The organism is Desulfosporosinus paludis (assembly GCF_045689965.1).
Classification (GTDB): Bacteria; Bacillota; Desulfitobacteriia; order Desulfitobacteriales; family Desulfitobacteriaceae; genus Desulfosporosinus; species Desulfosporosinus paludis.
Window position 1 is genome coordinate 2,348,362 of the sequence record NZ_CP144211.1, and the last position, 19,520, is coordinate 2,367,881.

Here is a 19,520-nt window from a genome sequence, read left to right on the forward strand (position 1 = left end):
TAACACCCAACCTTATCAAGTAGAAAAAACATAAAGATTTTTGATTTAGACTTAACAAAGGAATCGACTTATGTTATACTATCTAAGTCGTAATGAGCTGCTCTATTTGCAAAAAAATGAGTTGCTGTTAACGAAGAATGGCTTTAAATCAACACTTTTTATGCCGATGTGGCTCAGAGGTAGAGCAGCTCACTCGTAATGAGCAGGTCGTCGGTTCGATTCCGACCATCGGCTCCACTGGAAACTTAGACCCCGCAAGCGATTGCGGGGTTTTTGCTTGCTGTAAAAAGGCCCCCATCATTCCTTGATGAGGGTTAACACGAGAGATGGTATCCTGGGAACAGACTTAATTAAGCTGTGCTCTTACACTTTATGTAAAGCAGCTTCCATGTGTGTGTTTAGCACAATTTAAAAAGAAGACCTCCGCGTCCGAAGGTCTTCTGCGCAATGCCCCATTAGGGTTAATCCCTATTTAAAATGGGACAAAATCTTCAAAAAGCTCCTTCCGTCGAAAGACGGAAGGATAAAGGGGGTTTCACTTTCACTACATGCAAAACGCTAAAATTACTTTCGACATATTATAACATATATTTACAAATTTGTGTTAAATAGTATTATGGTAATTTATTACATATTGCTATGCCATTTTGTCATATCCCTTTGTCAAAATGCAATACCGCTTATTATCTGCTATTATCGCCCATAAGCCAAACATTTAAATTGAAAGTTCATAAGTTGGCTGCAACTAAGTCACAGCTAAAATCTCTAATGCTCAAAAAAAATCCCCTCACGAGGAGGGAGAGAGTGAGAAAAAGGGTGTTTATGTAAACAACTTAAAATAAGTTGTTGTATCCTGTTCTGCTATTATAAACCATATTTGTTAATTTGCCCAGGTATTTTGTGATTTTTTTTTCAATCTTATTATAATCTAAGCATAAAATTTCGAGTGTAACTTGTGCTTTTTGGAAATAATACCATCACAAGGGGGTGTGCCATACTGGATCGACGAGACTTTCTTAAATTAATTATTAAGGGAGCTATTCTCGGCAATTTTTATCAACTTATTACCCCTCCTCTAGCCCAAGCGGTTGCGGCTGGCGACGTCAAGAAGCTTCCCGTGGTGATGATTGAAACCGGTACTTGTACTGGGGACAGTATCTCCCTAGACAATATCTGGACCCCAACGTTTTCGGATATTCTCTCGAACATTGTTGATTGGCGTTATGATTGGAGCATGAATCAGGCACAAGGAGATGCCGCCTACCGAATTCTCCAAGAGACCTATGAAAAACTGCCCAACGAATACATTCTGCTTGTACAGGGGTCTATGATTCGAAGTGACGGAGGACATTACGACCATGTTGCTTATGAGCAAGGCAAACTCATAACTGGTATGGAATTGGTTCGCCGCCTGGGCCTCAAAGCTAAATACGTTGTTGCCATTGGGAGTTGTGCAACGTTTGGAGGCCCCGTTTCTGGCTATCCTAACCCGACTCAAGCCACAGGGGTGCAAAATATCCTGCCCGAGCGGAAGGTTATTAATGTCTCGGGGTGCCCGGCCCATCCGGATTGGACTATGGGAACGTTACTCCATCTAGCCTTATATGGTGAACCAGAATTGGATAGTTACGGAAGGCCGAAGCTTTTTTACGGAGAAACTGTACATAATCGCTGTCCTAGGCGACGGGATTATGACCAAGGGATTTTCGCCACAGACATTGGTCAGAAAGAATGTCTTTATCGGGTCGGCTGCAAAGGACCTGTTACTTATGCCGATTGTCCGACTCGACGTTGGAACGACCGCTTTAATTGGCCCATCGGCTGTAACACCCCTTGTATTGGCTGTACAGAGCCAGGCTTTCCGGATCTGATGTCCCCGTTTAGCGTCCACTCGCCCGATATTCCAATACCTGGCGGGACAAAGATTGCCACAGATTCCATTGGTCTTGGGGTTTTAGGATTAACGTCTGCAGCAATTGTGGGGCACGTTGCGGCCTCTCTTTACAAAGGCAGAATTCAGAGGAATCTGCTGAAGTCTTCCGTCCGAGGAAAGCACCGACTTTCTCTTAAAAAAGCAAAAACCTTTCATCACTATCGAGTGAAGAAAACTTGATCGAGGAGTGACTATTCTGGAGAAAAAAACTATCTTCCCTGTGACGCGCATTCACAACCCTATGTTGTTAGAAGCTTGGCTAGACAATGGCGAAATTAAGAACGCCTATATTTCAGATACCCTCTACCGGGGATTTGAACAAATCTTAATTGGGCGTTCCGCAATGGATATGCCCTATTATACTCAACGAATTTGCGGCATCTGTTCTTCCGCCCATGCCATTACAGCAGCGCTAGCCGTTGAGAAAGCTTTAGAAATGCAAGTACCTTCCAATGGACTTTTAGTACGCAATCTAATCCTGGCTAGTGATTTTATCCAAAACCATATTCGTCACCTTTATTTGTACGCCTTGCCGGATTATTTTCGCGGTCCTGATCTAGCTCCCTTTATTCCTCATTCGGAATCCGACCTGCGATTGTCTAATCAAGAGAATACCACTCTGACCGAGCATTATTTCAAAGCCATAGAAATTTCTCGGTCTGCCCACGCAGCTTTTGCTGTTTTCGGAGGAAAAGCTCCCCACGGACATGGGATCGTGCCTGGAGGTGCGAGTATGGAAGTAGATGCTGACAAGGTTAATCGCTATCGAGGGTATATCATGGAAATATTAAGCTTTCTGGACAATGTTCTTCTGCCGGATGTTGATTTGATTATTAAACGCTATCCTGAATACGTAGACCTCGGTCAAGGCATCGGTAATTTCATGTCCGTAGGAGGATTTCCAAGCCCAGAAGGAAGTATGCTATTCTCCCAGGGCGTAATTCTTCAAGACGAGCGAGAAAGCTTCAATGAGAACTACGTGACCGAAGATGTGACTCACGCTTGGTATAAACCTCACGGGCCCCTACACCCCTCAGAAGAGGACACTATTCCCGATCATAGTCAAGCCAAAGGGTACACTTGGGTCAAATCTCCGCGTTATCGCGGCCAACCTGTTGAAGTCGGCCCTTTAGCCCGAGCGATCATCAACAAGGAAAAGGTCATAGGACATGGTGCACTCGCTCGAATTTGGGCACGATCCTTAGAAATCAAGAAAATTGCTCAAGCCACTCTGGTTTGGCTGAATCGCCTGGAACCGGGTTCAGAAACTCTCAACCGAAAAATGGGGCAAGATTCCGGGATCAGTGTCGGGCTCCACGACGTCATGCGCGGCTCTTTAGGGCATTGGATTGCTGTCAAAGAAGGACGAGTCCGACATTATCAAATCATAACCCCTTCGGCATTTAACTTTGGTGCTCGGGACGAATCAGGCACCCGCAGTGTCGCAGAATCGTCATTACTTGGTCTGAAAGTGCAATCAGAGGACCTAAAAGAAGCAGGCAGGGTTATCCGCTCCTTTGATCCCTGCTTTTCTTGCAGTGTTCATATCATTGACGGTGAAAAGGTCCGAGCTTTAAGAATTCCCGTTTAAGAGCAAACCCCGCGAGCTTTTCACCTTTCTTCTTTTTATAAAAATTATCCGTTAAGGTTATTAACTTTCAAGGACATGGTAATCAATATGAAGCGACAGATCAAGCTTAGAAAACCTTTCTCCAAAGAACTTAAGAAGGGAAAGGTAAAAGGAGAAATTATCCTTTTCCAGCCTCTGTGGGTGAGGATTTTTCATTGGGGGTTTGCTTTAAGCCTGACCGGAATCCTTCTAAGCGGTTTGGAACTGCATAAACCCGCTGAATTTTTAGCTGTAAACTATGGCGATATGTTCAAAATTCATGTAATATCAAGTTGGTTCGCCCTTGGGTTTGTGGCTATACGATGTACAGATGCCCTCCTCCGACGGGATCACTCTCTTATTCCAAAACTACATAATTTTAAACTATTCCCGAAACTCTTAGCTTATTACCTATTCCTCCGTACGTCTCCTCCACCCAGGCGGAAATATAACAGTGGGCAAGCGCTCATGTATTTTTCCTGGTTTCTCCTTTTCCTACTGGCGAGTCTTCTGGGGTTTGCCTCTTACTGGCAAGGAGAACACCTAGTTTGGGCTTGGAGGTTAGTAGGAGGCTTTCAACACCTGCGTTGGATAAAATTCACCATTACTATCTACTTCCTAGCAACTATTCCCGTTCATATTTACCTAAGTCTTACGGAAAACCTCAGTCATCTTCAGGCAATAGTCTCCGGTTACGAACGAAAACCTCCTCCAAAAAAAGGTTAGGAAAATTTTCCTTGTATAAATATGATACCTTTTTGTATAAGTTTGGGTATAATGAGAGGTAGAGTTATACATAGAAGGGACGATACGTTTTGGCATTGCATATTCATTTTGTTGGCATAAAGGGCACAGGCATGAGCGCGTTAGCTCAGATTAGTGCTCAAATCGAAGGAGCTACCATTTCAGGCTCAGACGTAGAAGAAAGTTTTTTTACAGATAGTGTTTTAAAACGTGCCCAAATACCTGTTTTAAGTTTTTCACCCAGTAACGTGGAAAAAGCCGACTTAATTGTCGCCTCGGCTGCTTATACGAATCAACATCCAGAAATAGCTCGGGCTTTAGAACTAAATATCCCTGTTTTGACCTACCCTCAATTTCTTGGGCGCCTTCTTTCTAAAAAGCGGGGAATTTCAGTGTCCGGTACTCATGGCAAGACGACAACCACGGCGATGATGGGACTTGTCATGCTCCACGCCGGATTCGATCCAACGATTGTTGTGGGCAGCGATGTACCAAGCATCGGAGGGAATGCCCATTCTGGTACCGGAGAATTTTTTGTAGCGGAGTCCTGTGAATATCGACGCCACTTCCTTAACTATTCACCTGAGCATCTCGTAATTACGAATATTGAGTTCGATCACCCTGATTATTTTAAAGATCTGGATGATGTCATCTCAGCCTTTGCCGAACTAGCTCAGAAAGTACCCAATCACGGCCACATTTATATCTGGGCTGAGGACCCAAATCGCCAATTAATCCGGGGTACTGCACCGATAACCACCTTTGGCCTTTCAGAATCTGCTGATATTAGGGCTACCGAAATCCTCTTCAGGGATGAGCAGAGTTCTATGAAAATCATGCTTAAAGGGGAATACGTCGGTGACCTGGACCTCCATGTCGCTGGCAGACATAATATTCTTAACGCTTTAGCCACGATTGCCGTCTGTCATGAAATTGGCATCCCCATGGAGGAAATCCTGAATAGCTTAAGCCAGTTTAATGGGACAAAACGCCGCTTTGAACATCTCGGAAGCAATACCAATGGGGCTCTTATCGTCGATGATTATGCCCACCACCCGACAGAAATTCGCACAACTTTAGAAGGTGCTCGATTATCCTTCCCAGATCGTCGTATTCGCGCAGTCTTTCAGCCACATACCTTCAGTCGAACAGAAAAACTCCTCCAAGAATTTTCCCAGGCTTTTCAAAGCGCAGACGAAGTCGTTATTGCTGACGTTTTTGCCTCAGCACGTGAACAAGGACACCAAACTATCTCTGCCCTTACCCTAGCCGAGTTAATCCAAGAACAAGGAATCCAAGCCCGCTACATTGGCACGTTGGACGACATCAAACTATATCTTGCTCAAACACTCGCTCCTGAGGATCTTGTTCTCACTTTAGGAGCCGGAGATATCTATAAGGTCGGCTTGGATATCGTCAGTTAATTCCGATCCTTGCAGGATGGAACAAAGATTAAAATAAAACAAGGTCTATAACAATTGGAAAACTTGTTACAGACCTTGTTTTTCTATAGCCTTAACCTTATTTTTAGTCAGCTGCATTCGTCCTTTTTTATATCCTTTAATTTTCTGATTCCTTCTACGATATCCTGCCAACTTTGGCATCGCATGATAGCTCCTGGAAGTTCTTCATGGTCCTGATTATAACTGGCTGTCAGCAGAAAAACGGGGACCCCGATTTCTGCGATCTGTTTGGCATTCACATGATAATCCTCAACAAAAGCTTCAATATCCCATTCTTTAACTAAGCTTACTTTACTATTAAAGCCGGAGAAGAGAACGTGTTCATGTGGAATTTCTCGTTTCAAAAACCATCGCAATGTAACGTCTTTCTCCTCGGGTGTGCGGGCGGTCACATAAACAATCTCATGCCCCTCTTTAATCAGAGTTTCAATTCCTTCCTTCGCCCCCGCCACGATCTCAGGCATAAAAAGCAATCTCTCGGCATTCCCAACAAAAAAGTCGTTCATATCGGTACTAGGAACCTCAAACACCTTGTGCATATCATAATCCGTAATCGTCTTAATATCTTTGCCAAAATACTGATTCAGTTCCTGCAGCCAATATGGATAACTATCCGACACGACACCGTCGATATCCACCCCAATACGCACGTCAATCCAACCTCTCAAGTTTAGGAAGTTCAAGACTGGGCGGGAGGTTTCGTTTGTGTTCGCTTTGGTGGTGTAAAGCCTCGATACGTTCTCGAACTTTGTCAGGGACCTCTTCCCCAAGTAAATAGCGGTCAATTAAATCATACGATAAGCCCATCTCCGCTTCATCAGTTTGACCAGGCCATAATCCAGCAGTCGGGACACGCATGGCAATCTTCTGAGGCAGACCCAACATCCAAGCCCAAGCGCGCACCTCTGTCTTTGTAAGCGAACTTATTGGCAAAATATCTACACCGCCATCGCCATACTTTGTAAAGTATCCGGTATAACTCTCCGGGGCGTTGTCCGTCCCTACTACTAAGTAATTTAAGGCATTCGCTACTGCATACAACGTGGACATACGCAAGCGGGCCTTTAAATTTCCTTGGCTTACCTTTTCACCAACGAGCGTGCAGTCTCGATCGGACAGACTTTGCTTGACTTGATTAAAAATCGAAGTATGAGCTTCACCTAAGTCAATTTCCAAGGGCCTGAGGTCAAAGCCTTCGGCGATCCAGAGCGCATCCTCACGGTCCTCTGGGTTTGAATGACTGGGCATAATCACCCCGATGCAATTGTCCGGAAAGGCACGGCAGCAAAGTCCTGTAACAACCGCTGAGTCCACGCCGCCTGAGATCCCTACGACGACTCCCTTAGCATTGGCTTCGGCGACCTTGGCACGCAGCCATTCGACTGCTTTGTTAATCCGACTTGCTAATTCATCCTCTGTCCACATTGATTTCAACCCCCTAATTCTGATTTGCCTTTATTTCATTATGAATTGTCAAAAGTAATTGCTGTTTTAATTCAAAAAGCTTGGCCGATAAATCAACAATATAAGTATGGGGATTCGCTAATCGCTTGACTTCATCCCAGAAGGAATCCAGTTCTTGGCGGGAATATTCTTGGATTTCCTGAAGCGTTGGCAGCTCATAGACTCGTCTTCCCTCTCTGAAGATTGGAAGCAAAAGCTCTCTAGTCCGAAAATTTGTCAGTGTCTTTCTCTTCCACGTCTGAATGGGATCAAAGATCGTCAAAGATTTACGATCTCCGAAATCTTCATCATCGAGAGCAATTAAGTCAGCCATAGCCTTTCCGGCTCGATCATAAAAACGCACGATCTTTTTAATTCCAGGGTTTGTGATCTTAGATATATTTTCCGAGACTTTCAAACGCGGATGAAAAACCCCCTGTTCCCCCTCGGCGGCCAGCTTGTACACACCCCCTAATGAGGGACTATCCTTAGATGTGATCAGATGTGTCCCGACTCCCCAGGCATCGATGGCAGCTCCTTGCGCTCGAATCGAGAAAATTGTCTCTTCGTCTAAATCATTCGACCCAACAATGATGGCGCTCTTCAGGCCTGCCTCATCCAGCATTCGACGAGCTTCTTTCGACAAATACGTCAGGTCCCCACTGTCTAAACGTATTCCCTGAAAATGATACCCCTTTGCTTCAAGCTCCAACCCTACTTTGATTGCATTAGGAACCCCAGATTCCAGAGCACTGTAGGTATCGACCAGCAATAAACAATTATCCGGAAACGTTCGGGCATAGGCACGGAACGCTTCAAGCTCTGTGGGAAAACACTGAATCCAGCTATGAGCCTGGGTGCCAGAGACAGGAATACCATAACGTTTCCCGGCTAGTACGTTGGATGTTGATTGACAACCACCAATAAAAGCCGCTCTTGCCCCCAAAACTCCTGCATCCGGTCCCTGCGCTCTCCGCAGGCCAAATTCCATGATCGGACCCTTTCCGGCTGCCGCAGCAACTCTGGAGGCCTTTGTGGCAATTAGAGTTTCAAAGTTAATCAAATTCAAAATTGAAGTTTCTAACAGCTGAGTTTCAAAAATACGTCCCTTTACTCGTATTAAAGGTTCGTAAGGAAAAACCGGGGTGCCTTCCTGAACGGCATCGATGTCTCCCGTGAATCGGAAATTGCGCAGTTCTTCAATGAAATCCTCCTGAAAAAGCTGCAGACCTTGGAGATACGCTAAATCTTCTTCTCCAAACCTAAGATTTTCGATAAATTCTACGACTTGTTCTAATCCGGCCGCTAGAGCGTAGCCTCCGTTAAAGGGAATCGAACGAAAAAAGACATCAAAGACAGCTTCCTTGTTCTGGTATCCGTTGACAAGATACCCTTGCATCATCGTTAACTGGTAAAGATCTGTAAGCATTGTTAGATTTTCCATTGACAATTACCTCGCCACTCTCACCCATCCCGTTATCTCTTGGGTTATTAAATCGTTTATTCTTAGCATTTATTAGTATTGGGAAATCATGTGTGAGAATTTCTACCTTTGTGCCGACATTTCCTTCTTTCGAACGTAAATAATCACTTTTCCTTAAAAAATTATAGCCATTAAACCATTTGTCGGTTATAATCGAAACCTGCATGTTGGTTATCCACAGGTTTCATCCACTTATCCCCCATCTATCCCTAACTTATCCACGGAAAAAGCCGCTCTATATTGGTATTATCCACAGAGTTATCCACACTATGCACAGTTTTCTGTCTATCGAACGTGTAATTAGACGATAAACCTTAGAAAAATAGCAGGGTGCAGATTTAAGCCTAACCCTATACGGGTATTAGTTCTCTCTTTTATAACCATATCCCAAAATAATTCACTATTTCCTTGAGAATCCGCTAAATGTTGCTGTTGCATATCATTATTTCGACATTTTCTCAGAATGGAAACTACTCTCCCAACAATCTCAGCAAACCTTCCTGACTTTGCTGGATCCCTTGAGCCACTGTTTCCGGAGAAGGACCTCCTGTAATCTTTCGAGCACGTACACAGTGTTCAATTCCAATTGCCTCAAAAAGATCATCGTCAAACACTGGGGAAATCGTTTGGTATTCGCTGAGAGTTAACTCTTCCAGTCCCTTGCCTTGTTTCGTACAGTTCAAGACGATTCGTCCAACTAACTCATGGGCCTCACGGAAAGGCACGCCTTTCTTAGCCAAGTAATCTGCTAAATCTGTAGCGTTCGTGAAGCCGCCTTTTGCTCCCCGAGCCATAGCTCCTCGGTGAACCTGCATCGTTCTCAGCATCGGTTCTACGACCAATAAGCACTTTTGCAGCGTATCCACAGCATCAAAAACCTGTTCCTTATCCTCTTGCATGTCTTTGTTGTAGGCAAGAGGCAACCCCTTCATCACAGTCAGAAGGGCCATTAAATCACCGTAGACGCGACCAGTTTTTCCTCTCACCAATTCTGCCACGTCCGGGTTCTTCTTTTGAGGCATAATACTTGACCCTGTGGAATACCCGTCATCCATCGAGATAAATTGGAATTCCCCGCTTGACCAAAGGACAAGCTCCTCACATAATCGACTGAGATGCATCATAAGAATGGAAGCGGCCGCTAAAAACTCCAGAGCGAAATCTCGGTCACTTACGCCATCTAAACTATTCAAGGTTACTCCGTCAAAACCCAATTCCAAGGCTGCTTTCTCCCGGTTAAGAGGAAATGTAGTTCCAGCCATCGCCCCCGAACCGAGGGGTGATAGGTTCAGACGCTTGCGGGTATCATTGAACCGCCCAAGGTCTCGCAAAAACATTTGAATATAGGCCATTAAATGGTGGGCCAAAGTGATGGGCTGTGCCTTTTGCAAATGAGTGTAGCCTGGCATCCAGGTTTCAAGGTGCTCATGGGCTAGATTCAGCAGAGTTTGTACAAATTTACCCACTAAGGCCTTTGATTGGTCGATCTCTTCTCTCAGGTAAAGCCTCAGATCCAAGGCCACTTGATCATTTCGACTCCGTCCCGTATGTAGCTTCTTCCCCACAGGACCGACTCGTTCGGTTAAAATTTTTTCCACATTCATATGAATATCTTCTGCCCCGATCTCAAATTCCACGTCTCCTGCTTGAATATCCTTCAGAATTCCTTGGAGTCCTGCGATTAAATTGGTTGCTTCATCCTCAGTAATAACCCCCACACTGCCCAACATTCTTGCATGGGCAATGCTTCCTAAAATATCTTGTTTGTATAGACGTTGATCGAAACGAATTGAAGAATGAAAATCCTCCACTAAGGCATCTGTTGTTTTTTCAAAGCGTCCACCCCAGAGTTTCACAGTCCATCGTCCTTTCATAGTTTATTAAAAGCAGAAATGGGGAGCCTAGCCCCCCTAAAATGCTCAACCTAAGATAAGCGCCGAACTCTCGGCGCTTATCTTTAGTCTTATTTACGCAGCCCCGATTGTTTCTCCATTAATGCCCTGACCTTTAATGGCAAGCCAAAGAGATTAATGAACCCGGCGGCATCCTTTTGATCATACACCCCATCTTCCCCAAAGGTAGCATAGGCTTCATTATAGAGAGAATAGGGGGATTTTACCCCTGCCAAGGAGCAATTTCCTTTGTATAATTTTACTCTTACGGTCCCTGTCACGTTTTTCTGCGTGACATTGACAAAAGCGTCAAGAGCTTCGCGGAGAGGAGAGTACCAGACCCCATCATAGACTATTTCTGCATATTTTAAAGCGGTTTGTTCTTTATAGTGGAGCGTAAGACGATCCAAGGTCAAGTGCTCTAAAGCCTTATGAGCTGTGTAAAGAATCGTTCCCCCGGGTGTTTCATAGACACCGCGGGATTTCATTCCCACAAGACGATTTTCCACCATATCCACAATTCCAATTCCATTTTTCCCTCCTAATTCGTTGAGGGTTTCTAATAACTCGACCGGTGGAACTTTCTGGCCATTTAACGATGTGGGAATTCCTTGTTCAAACCCAAGTTCAAGATAAGTCGCTTCGTCCGGAGCATCCTCCGGAGCAACACCGAGTAAATAAAGGTCTCGCTTTGGCTCGTTCCAAGGGTTCTCTAAGTCCCCGCCTTCATGACTAAGGTGCCAAAGATTACGATCCATACTGTATGGGCGATCTTTAGTGACTGGAACCGGAATTCCACGTGCTTCGGCATAATCGATGCAATCTTCTCGAGATTTAAGATTCCACAGCCGCCAGGGGGCAATGATTTCTAAATCAGGATTTAAGGCTTTAACACTCAGTTCAAAGCGAACCTGGTCATTTCCTTTACCTGTAGCGCCGTGCGCGATAGCCACTGCGCCTTCCTTCTCCGCGATCTCCACTAATCGACGGGCAATCAACGGGCGGGCAAACGAAGTACCTAAAAGATAATCCCCTTCGTAAACTGCCCCAGCTTTCAATGTTTGGAAGATAAACTCAGTAACGAATTTTTCCCTCAGGTCTTCAATATATAACTTACTGGCTCCGCTTTTAATAGCCTTTTCCTGAAGTGGAGCTAATTCTTCTCCTTGACCAAGGTCTGCAACCATGGCAATCACTTCATAGCCATAGGTCTCCTTAAGCCAGGGGATAATGATCGATGTGTCCAACCCGCCAGAATATGCTAAAACAACCTTTTTCATAGTCCAGTCTCCTTTTCATACAATACATCCATAGGAATACAACCCCTGCAATTATTGCAAGAGGGATGCACTTCGTTTAAGGACATAATTTTTCTCTGACGCTAATTCTGAAAAATTTACAGAATTACCTTTTAAGAAATCATATCCAACTCAAGTATCTAAGTCAAGAAGGATTCCTTTACATGACCAGCGCCATAATTGCTTTTTGAGCATGAAGCCGATTTTCTGCTTCATCAAAAACTACGGAATGGGCACCTTCGATAACCTCATCAGTAATTTCCTCTCCGCGGTGCGCTGGTAAACAGTGCAGAACAATCGCCGATGGCTGGGCAAGTTTCAGTGATTCGGAATTGATCTGATATCCCTGAAAAGCCTTCATACGCTCGCCGGCTTCCGCTTCTTGTCCCATGCTTGCCCAAACATCTGTATAAAGCACATCGGCACCTTTTACCGCCTCTAACGGATCATCAATCACTTCAACTAATCCGCCGTTCGCTTTGGCATCCTCTTGGGCTAAAGCTATCAGCGCGGGATCAGGTTTATACCCTAATGGGGAGGCGATGACAACATGCAAACCCATTTTTGCTCCACCAAACATCAAAGAATGAGCCATATTGTTACCATCCCCGACGTAAGCCAATTTCAAGCCTGCCAAACGTCCTTTGTGCTCTTGAATCGTCATAAGATCCGCCAAAACTTGGCAAGGATGAAGCAAATCCGTAAGCCCATTAATAATCGGAATCGTAGCGAACTCGGCCAGGTCTAGAACCTCTTGGTGGCTAAACGTTCGGATCATAATTCCATCGACCATCCGGGAAAGAACGCGCGCAGTGTCTGCAATCGTTTCTCCTCTGCCAAGCTGAATGTCTCGGCCGCTTAAAAAGAGCCCTTGTCCGCCAAGTTGGTATATTCCCACCTCAAAGGAAACTCTAGTCCTTGTTGAAGACTTCGTAAAAATCATCCCTAAAGTCTTGCCTTGAAGAATCGGATGTGGGTGACCGGATTTCTGTTCTGCCTTGAGTTCCCGGGCAACCTCTAAAAAGCAATTTAATTCATCCTGAGAAAAATCATGCAGTGAAATAAAATCTCGGCCTTTAAAAATCGAACGATCTATTGTTTTCATATCTCTTCCACCCCTTCGATATGAATTATTATACTTAAATATGTATAAAAATGCAACAGCTAAAATGTATAGTTTTTTGCAGGATAAATAAATTAGTATAGCGAAGGTTATTAACATGCATCTTCAACTATATCATGCCCTGATTTAGAAATTCAATGGACATATTAATAAAGAAAAGAGGTGAGATCCCTAGTTTCCCGACATTGGTACAGAAAATACAAGAAAAACCTCAAACTTGAGTGTCTGTATCAGAAACTAGGATAATTATGAACTGGACTGAACGAATCAAATTAGCATGGGAAATCTTCAAAAGAGAAGCACTTCCTTTATATGCTTGGACCCTTATCTATGGTGCAGTCAGTGTTGTTCTTATAATAGCTCTGGCTATTGGAGCAGCAGCTCAATTGCGTTGGGCTTTGCCTCAATCCTATGGAGGGTATTTTTCTCCAGGCATGCCTGTCCCAGGAGTACCTCCCACTTCAGGAGCCCCTTTCTCAGACCCATTTGGCTTACATCGTCAAAACCCTTTTGGAGCCTTTAACGGTTCATTAGGCGACATTTCAGGCGCTTTAGGAAATGTAGCTGGAACTCTTATTTTGATTATTGTTGTCTCTTGGCTGATTGGAACAGCCTATTACACCGGCCTGTTCAATTTAACCGCAAAGGCTTATCGGGAACGTGTAACCCTTAAAGACTTCAGGTATGTCGGATTTTTCCGCGTTCTAGGTTGGCAAGGGATACTCCTGCTGATTGAATTACTCCTCTTATTTGTCGGTCTGGTGGGAGCTTTAGCCTTAAAGAACTCCCACGGAGTGCTCATTGCCTACCTCGTTATTTACGGGCTCTTTATTCTTGTTGCGGGAATCTTTGCTTTACCCTGGCTTAGCACATCGGCCATCTACTTGCTAGCCCACCGTCGAGATAGCTTCCGTAAGTCACTTGGTGACAGTTGGAAATTCTTCCGCCAACACATGGGGATTCTTTGGGGATATATCGGAACCGTAGTATTAATAGAGATTGGCATTCAAGTCCTCCACCGCATCTCGTCAGCTCTCGGTGGATTAGCTGTCCTTGTCGTTAGCCCCTTCATTGCCGTCTTGGCGATTGTCTGGGTCTTATCCCTTGAGGAGAGCGAGCATCCCGAAAACCCTCCCCTGCCAAGTTTCTCTTATACACCTTCAGCAAATTATCCCTATACTGAAACTACTTCTGAAAGCATCAGCAATCCCTCCACTGAAAGCACTGCCGTCTCTGATACGAATTCTTTAGCTTCAGCTCCCTCTGCTTCTTCCGCCGACCAGCCAATATCTTTAGAAAAATCCGAACCGCTCAAAGAGACCGCAGCCGAAAGATCAACGCTTGAACCAAGTATAGAGCCAGAACACCCACGGCCAGAAAAAGCTCCCAACTTCTGTCCTTCCTGTGGGAGAGCAAATGCGGGCACAGCCTATTGCCCTCAATGCGGAACGAAATTGTGATGCTTTCAATCGTTATGCTACCATCATGTTTCAAAACACTTCGGTTAATCGTCCATAGAAAGGATTCAAATAAGAAACTCCCGCTTGACAATCTAAACTATCGAGCAGGAGTTTCTTATTTCATATTTATAAAATCAAATGAAGGGAATCTTTTCACTTTATAGATTTTAACTTAGCAATATCGCTCCAGTTATTAGCCGTCACTAATTCAACCGTAGACAAGTCTTTTCGTATTGCTCTAACTTCTCCATGGATTTCCGCTATGTCCATGATCATCCTATCACGCTCGGCTCTATTGACCTGAGCGAGGTGTTCCAAGGCCTTTAAAATTTGAGTATTTTCATTAACTTGGTTTGTTAGTGTATTAACCTGGTTCGTTAAAGTATCGCCCTGGTTCGCTAGAGTATTAACCTGATTCGTTAGAGTATTCATTTGGCTTGTTAGTGTATTTACTTGACTTGTTAAGGCATCAAATCTACGAGTAGAATCTTCTTTTAAGCCTTCTATCGCCTGAAGTATTTTATCTTCCATTCGATCGCCTTCTTCCAATCTTTAATACTTTATTATAACATAGCCAGTCCTGGGAATCATCGGCCTTTTTCAAAGCCTCTGCTAATACAATTTATCATAAATACAAAATGCGCTAGGCTCCCTTAAACCAAATACTCCTGTAACGAGAGTACCTGTGGAGTCGTATGGCTGCGGATCTCTTGCAGTGCCCGCACAACCGCCTTCGCCGTATCCATAGATGAGAAGCAAGGCACCCCGTGTTCCACAGCTAAACGTCTTAACAAATAACCTGTATGTTCTGGCGTCTTACCTTTCGTAGGCGTGCTAAGGATAAATGAGAACTCCCGTTGTCGAATGGCTTCTTGAAGAGCCTTGCTGGATTCGCTCACTGTCTCGGCCTTCACCCCACACAGCGCTAAAGCCTTAGCCGTGTCTCCCACAGCTTTTACTCCAAAGCCAAGTTGGGCAAGTTGACGGGCAAGGGTAATCGCTTCTGGCCGATCCTTTTCCGCGACAGAAACCAAGATGTTACCATCATTAGGAAGAGGAATACGCGAGGCCGCAAAGGCTTTAGCCAAAGCATGCCCAAATTGAGTGTCCATCCCCAGAACTTCACCCGTCGATTTCATTTCCGGGCCCAAAGAAGTTTCGACTTTGGTTAGCTTTTCGAATGAAAAGACCGGAGCCTTAACCACTACGAAGGGCACTTCAGGAGCAAGACCGTGTTTGTAGCCCATCTCCTGCAATGACTTGCCTAAAGCGACCTGAACCGCCAGATTAACAAGAGGAATCCCCGTAACTTTAGAGAGAATTGGCACCGTTCGGCTTGCTCTTGGATTCACCTCTAAGACGTATACTTTACCGCGCACGACAACAAATTGAATATTAATCAGTCCCCGGATGCCAATCCCAGCTGCCAAACGGCAAGTATAATCCTGAATCTGGTCAATTTCGGCAGGGGTCAAACTTTGAGGGGGATAAACCGCTAAACTATCCCCTGAATGGACACCTGCTCGTTCAATATGTTCCATAATCCCGGCGATTACCGTGGTCTCACCGTCCGAAACCGCATCAATCTCTACTTCCTTGCCATCTAAATAACGATCCACTAAGATTGGATGTTCCGGCGACAGATGGATCGCTCTGCGCAAATAGTCTTCCAGTTCCGAAAGTGTTTCCACGACTTGCATGGCACGTCCCCCAATCACATAAGAGGGGCGAACGATCACTGGAAATTCCAGCTCCTCCGCAACTCTCGCGGCCTGGTCGATCGACGTAACACTGCGACCTTCGGATTGGGGGATTCCTAAGCGACTTAACAGTTCAGCGAAACGCTCTCGGTCTTCTGCCATATCGATAGCATCTACAGGAGTTCCTAAAACTTTCACTCCAACGCGGTCAAGTCGTCCTGCCAAATTAATTGCTGTTTGCCCACCGAATTGAACAAGGACACCGTCCGCTTGCTCCTTATGCAAAACATGGAGCACATCCTCAACGGTTAACGGCTCGAAATACAATTTATCTGCAGTGTCAAAATCTGTAGAAACCGTTTCAGGATTGTTATTAACCATAATTGCCTCTACACCCGCGTCTTGTAAAGCCATAAGGGCATGGACCGAGCAATAATCGAACTCTATCCCTTGCCCAATCCGAATCGGGCCTGAGCCCAAGACGACAACCTTAGGGCCTCTATTCACCTCTCCTTCATCCTCTTCTTCATAGGATGAATAGTAGTAAGGTGTTGCAGAAGCAAATTCGGCTGCACAGGTATCCACCGTCTTAAAGACAGGTATAATCCCGCCTTCCATGCGCAGATCCCGCACAGTTTCTTCGGTACGTCCAGTCAACTTGGCAACGGCTAAGTCCGAAAACCCTTGAACTTTAGCTAAACGTAATAATTCAGGAGTTAAAGGTTCTCCTTGAAGGCGACGTTCCAATAAAACCAGATCCTTAATTTTATGTAGATAAAACGGATCGATCTGGGTGAGCATTTGCACTTCGAGGTTTGTCCAATCTCGTCGAAAAGCTTCAGCAATGGCAAAAAAGCGTTCATGATCCGTCGAGGCAAGCTTATCTTCGATTTCCATCTCGGTCCATGAGCCGGAAGCTGCAATACGAAGCCCCACACTCCCAATTTCTAGGGAGCGGGCTGCCTTCAAAAGTGCGCCCTCCAAAGTTCGTTCCATAGCCATTACCTCACCGGTGGCTTTCATCTGTGTACCTAAGCGATGATCTGCTGCCGGAAATTTATCAAAAGGCCAACGAGGAAACTTGACAACGACATAATCTAAAGCCGGCTCAAAACAGGCACTTGTATGTCCGGTCACTGGATTCGTCAATTCCGGCAGCGTAAAACCGACAGAGAGAAGAGCTGCCATTTTGGCGATGGGATAGCCTGTTGCTTTCGAGGCAAGCGCACTAGAACGACTCACTCGAGGATTAACTTCAATCACAACATATTCCCGGCTCACAGGATTCAAGGCAAACTGCACATTGCACCCGCCATTAACTCCCAAGGCTCGAATAATTTTTAAGGAAGACGCCCGCAGCATTTGGTATTCAACATCACTCAAAGTTTGGGAAGGAGCCACTACAATACTGTCTCCCGTGTGGATTCCGACGGGATCTATATTCTCCATATTACAAATTGTAATACAGTTGTCGGCGTCATCACGCATTACTTCATATTCAATTTCTTTCCAACCCGCTACACTTCGCTCTAGAAGACACTGTCCGATCGGACTGGCTTGTAATCCTCTTTGCAAGATCTCTTCTAATTGTTTGGAGTTCTTGGCAATTCCGCCTCCAGTCCCACCCAAAGTATAAGCAGGACGAATAATCAGGGGAAAACCTTGATTCCGGGCAAATATCTCTCCTTCTTGGAGAGTTGTCACAATAACACTTTCAGCGACAGGCTCACCTAAAGAAAGCATCGTCTCTTTAAAAGCATCACGATCTTCTGCTTTATAAATGGTCTCTGCGTTGCAGCCAATCAGATCCACGGCGTATTTTTTCAACACACCGCCGCGTTCCAGTTCCATTGCCAGATTTAGACCCGTTTGCCCTCCTAACGTTGGCAGCAAGGCATCAGGCCGCTCTTTTTGGAGGATTCTTTCGAGAGATTCCGGCAACAAGGGTTCAATATAGGTAAGATCAGCCATTTTAACATCCGTCATAATCGTCGCTGGATTACTGTTCACTAAAACCACTTCTAAGCCCACTTCACGCAGAGCTTTGCAGGCTTGGGTCCCGGCATAATCAAATTCTGCTGCTTGCCCAATCACAATCGGCCCTGAGCCAATGACAAGGACCTTTTTCCAGGCCGGATTAAGAGGCATGCTGAGCCCTCCATTCCTGCATTAATTGCGCAAACTCATCAAACAGATAAAGGGATTCGCTTGGCCCAGGTCCGGCTTCCGGATGATATTGAACGGAAAATACCGGCAATCCCTGATGTTTAACCCCTTCAACGCTTTGATCGTTAAGATTGCGATGGGTAACGTACAAAGGAGTCTGGGCTAAGCTCTCCTCTGAGATGGCATAACCATGATTCTGCGAAGTGATCGTCACGCGTTTTGACTCGAGTTCTTGGACAGGTTGATTTCCTCCCCGGTGTCCAAACTTCATCTTGAAAGTGTCTCCTCCTAGGGCCAAGGACAAAAGCTGGTGTCCCAAACAAATTCCAAAGATAGGGCGTTGGTCCATTAAGTTTCGAATCGTTTCTATTCCCACTTGAACACATTTTGGATCTCCTGGACCATTCGAGAGAAAAATGCCATCAGGGTTTTGTTCTAAGATTTGCTTGGACGATGTGCTAAACGGTACGACGGTCAAACGAAACCCTTTAGCCTGCATCGCCAGCAAAATATTCTTTTTAATTCCAAAATCCATCACAACAACATGAAATTGCTCCTTCTGAGTATCAAGAGCAGGCAAGGTATAAATCTTCTTAGTACTGACTTCCGCAACAACATCCTCTGGAACTTGCCAAGCTTTTAATTTGGAAAGTAGCTTATCAATCTGTTCCAGCTCGGTGGTAATCACCCCGCGCAGGACCCCATATTCCCGAATAATCCGAGTCAAAGCGCGGGTGTCAATCCCTTTGATCCCTACGACGCCGGATTGTGCCAACGTTCTTGAAACATTCTTTTCTAATTGCCAATGGTTGGGATTGCGTGCAGCCTCTTTCACGATAAATCCCTGAACCTGTACTTTCTCCGACTGATCATCCTGTTTGTTAACCCCATAATTTCCGATAAGCGGGTAGGTCATACAGACCATTTGCCCGGCATACGAGGGGTCTGTCAATACCTCTTGATAGCCTGTCATGCCAGTGTTAAAAACGACTTCACCCCAGGCCTCTCCGGTAGATCCAAAGGATTCTCCGATAAAAACTTTCCCGGTCTCAAGAACGAGTGCTGCCTTCATTTCTTCCCTCCTCGAATAAAGAATTCAAAGTTCTCCGATTTTCTAAGCCTCTTTGCTTATAACGATGTGTTACTGCCTCCGGCTAATTTCTTATTTCCTAATTACTGACTTCCAGCTTCCGAACTCTGACCTCC

14 protein-coding genes and 1 tRNA gene are annotated in these 19,520 nt (G+C 45.1%); 6 read left to right on the forward strand and 9 right to left on the reverse strand.

The genetic code is table 11. The annotated features are described in order from the left end of the window. Positions 1-162 precede the first annotated feature (162 nt). The 5 genes from VZF35_RS11780 (at position 163) to murC (ending at position 5,710) form a co-directional block, all read left to right on the forward strand. A tRNA-Thr gene (locus VZF35_RS11780) sits at positions 163-237 on the forward strand. Between the two features lie 757 nt (positions 238-994). Further along, positions 995-2,113, forward strand: a complete 1,119-nt coding sequence (locus tag VZF35_RS11785; protein ID WP_407314587.1) for a hydrogenase small subunit — start codon at positions 995-997, stop codon at positions 2,111-2,113. 7 nt (positions 2,114-2,120) lie between these two features. Further along, complete coding sequence (locus tag VZF35_RS11790; protein ID WP_407313785.1) at positions 2,121-3,524, forward strand: nickel-dependent hydrogenase large subunit; 1,404 nt, start codon at positions 2,121-2,123, stop codon at positions 3,522-3,524. A gap of 87 nt (positions 3,525-3,611) precedes the next feature. Continuing rightward, the gene (locus VZF35_RS11795; protein WP_407313787.1) at positions 3,612-4,268 is read left to right on the forward strand and encodes a cytochrome b/b6 domain-containing protein; all 657 of its coding nucleotides are present in this window, start codon (positions 3,612-3,614) and stop codon (positions 4,266-4,268) included. 89 nt (positions 4,269-4,357) lie between these two features. Beyond that, entirely contained in the window at positions 4,358-5,710 is a 1,353-nt protein-coding gene (gene murC / locus VZF35_RS11800) for a UDP-N-acetylmuramate--L-alanine ligase (protein WP_407313789.1), read from the forward strand. Positions 5,711-5,817: 107 nt separating this feature from the next. Here the strand turns inward: murC and VZF35_RS11805 are convergent, their stop codons facing one another. The 6 genes from VZF35_RS11805 to argF form a co-directional block, all read right to left on the reverse strand. Next, the gene (locus VZF35_RS11805) at positions 5,818-6,399 is read right to left on the reverse strand and encodes a 5' nucleotidase, NT5C type (RefSeq protein ID WP_407314589.1); all 582 of its coding nucleotides are present in this window, start codon (positions 6,397-6,399) and stop codon (positions 5,818-5,820) included. A 1-nt stretch (position 6,400) separates the two neighbouring features. Continuing rightward, the gene (nadE, locus tag VZF35_RS11810) at positions 6,401-7,174 is read right to left on the reverse strand and encodes an NAD(+) synthase (RefSeq protein WP_407313791.1); all 774 of its coding nucleotides are present in this window, start codon (positions 7,172-7,174) and stop codon (positions 6,401-6,403) included. Positions 7,175-7,187: 13 nt separating this feature from the next. After that, positions 7,188-8,636 carry a nicotinate phosphoribosyltransferase gene (locus VZF35_RS11815; RefSeq protein WP_407313793.1) on the reverse strand — a complete coding sequence of 483 codons (1,449 nt, stop codon included), beginning with the start codon at positions 8,634-8,636 and terminating at the stop codon, positions 7,188-7,190. 509 nt (positions 8,637-9,145) lie between these two features. Then, positions 9,146-10,531 carry an argininosuccinate lyase gene (gene argH / locus VZF35_RS11820; RefSeq protein WP_407313795.1) on the reverse strand — a complete coding sequence of 462 codons (1,386 nt, stop codon included), beginning with the start codon at positions 10,529-10,531 and terminating at the stop codon, positions 9,146-9,148. 107 nt (positions 10,532-10,638) lie between these two features. Next, complete coding sequence (locus tag VZF35_RS11825) at positions 10,639-11,847, reverse strand: argininosuccinate synthase (RefSeq protein WP_407313797.1); 1,209 nt, start codon at positions 11,845-11,847, stop codon at positions 10,639-10,641. A gap of 178 nt (positions 11,848-12,025) precedes the next feature. Beyond that, positions 12,026-12,970: an ornithine carbamoyltransferase gene (gene argF / locus VZF35_RS11830; protein ID WP_407313799.1), complete on the reverse strand. Its 945-nt coding sequence runs from the start codon at positions 12,968-12,970 to the stop codon at positions 12,026-12,028. Between the two features lie 266 nt (positions 12,971-13,236). Here argF and VZF35_RS11835 point away from each other — a divergent pair, with 266 nt between their 5' ends. Continuing rightward, positions 13,237-14,448, forward strand: coding sequence for a zinc ribbon domain-containing protein (locus VZF35_RS11835; protein ID WP_407313801.1), 1,212 nt, complete (start codon positions 13,237-13,239; stop codon positions 14,446-14,448). 153 nt (positions 14,449-14,601) lie between these two features. On the opposite strand, the gene VZF35_RS11840 is transcribed toward VZF35_RS11835, so the two are convergent. The 3 genes from VZF35_RS11840 to carA all read right to left on the reverse strand — a co-directional run bounded on the left by VZF35_RS11840 (position 14,602) and on the right by carA (position 19,386). Next, a complete protein-coding gene (locus VZF35_RS11840) occupies positions 14,602-14,979 on the reverse strand; it encodes an MbeD/MobD family mobilization/exclusion protein (RefSeq protein ID WP_407313803.1) in 378 nt (125 codons plus the stop codon). 122 nt (positions 14,980-15,101) lie between these two features. After that, positions 15,102-18,296, reverse strand: coding sequence for a carbamoyl-phosphate synthase large subunit (gene carB, locus VZF35_RS11845; RefSeq protein WP_407313805.1), 3,195 nt, complete (start codon positions 18,294-18,296; stop codon positions 15,102-15,104). Then, positions 18,286-19,386: a glutamine-hydrolyzing carbamoyl-phosphate synthase small subunit gene (gene carA, locus VZF35_RS11850; protein WP_407313807.1), complete on the reverse strand. Its 1,101-nt coding sequence runs from the start codon at positions 19,384-19,386 to the stop codon at positions 18,286-18,288. Before carA ends, carB begins: the two co-directional genes overlap by 11 nt. Positions 19,387-19,520 lie beyond the last annotated feature (134 nt).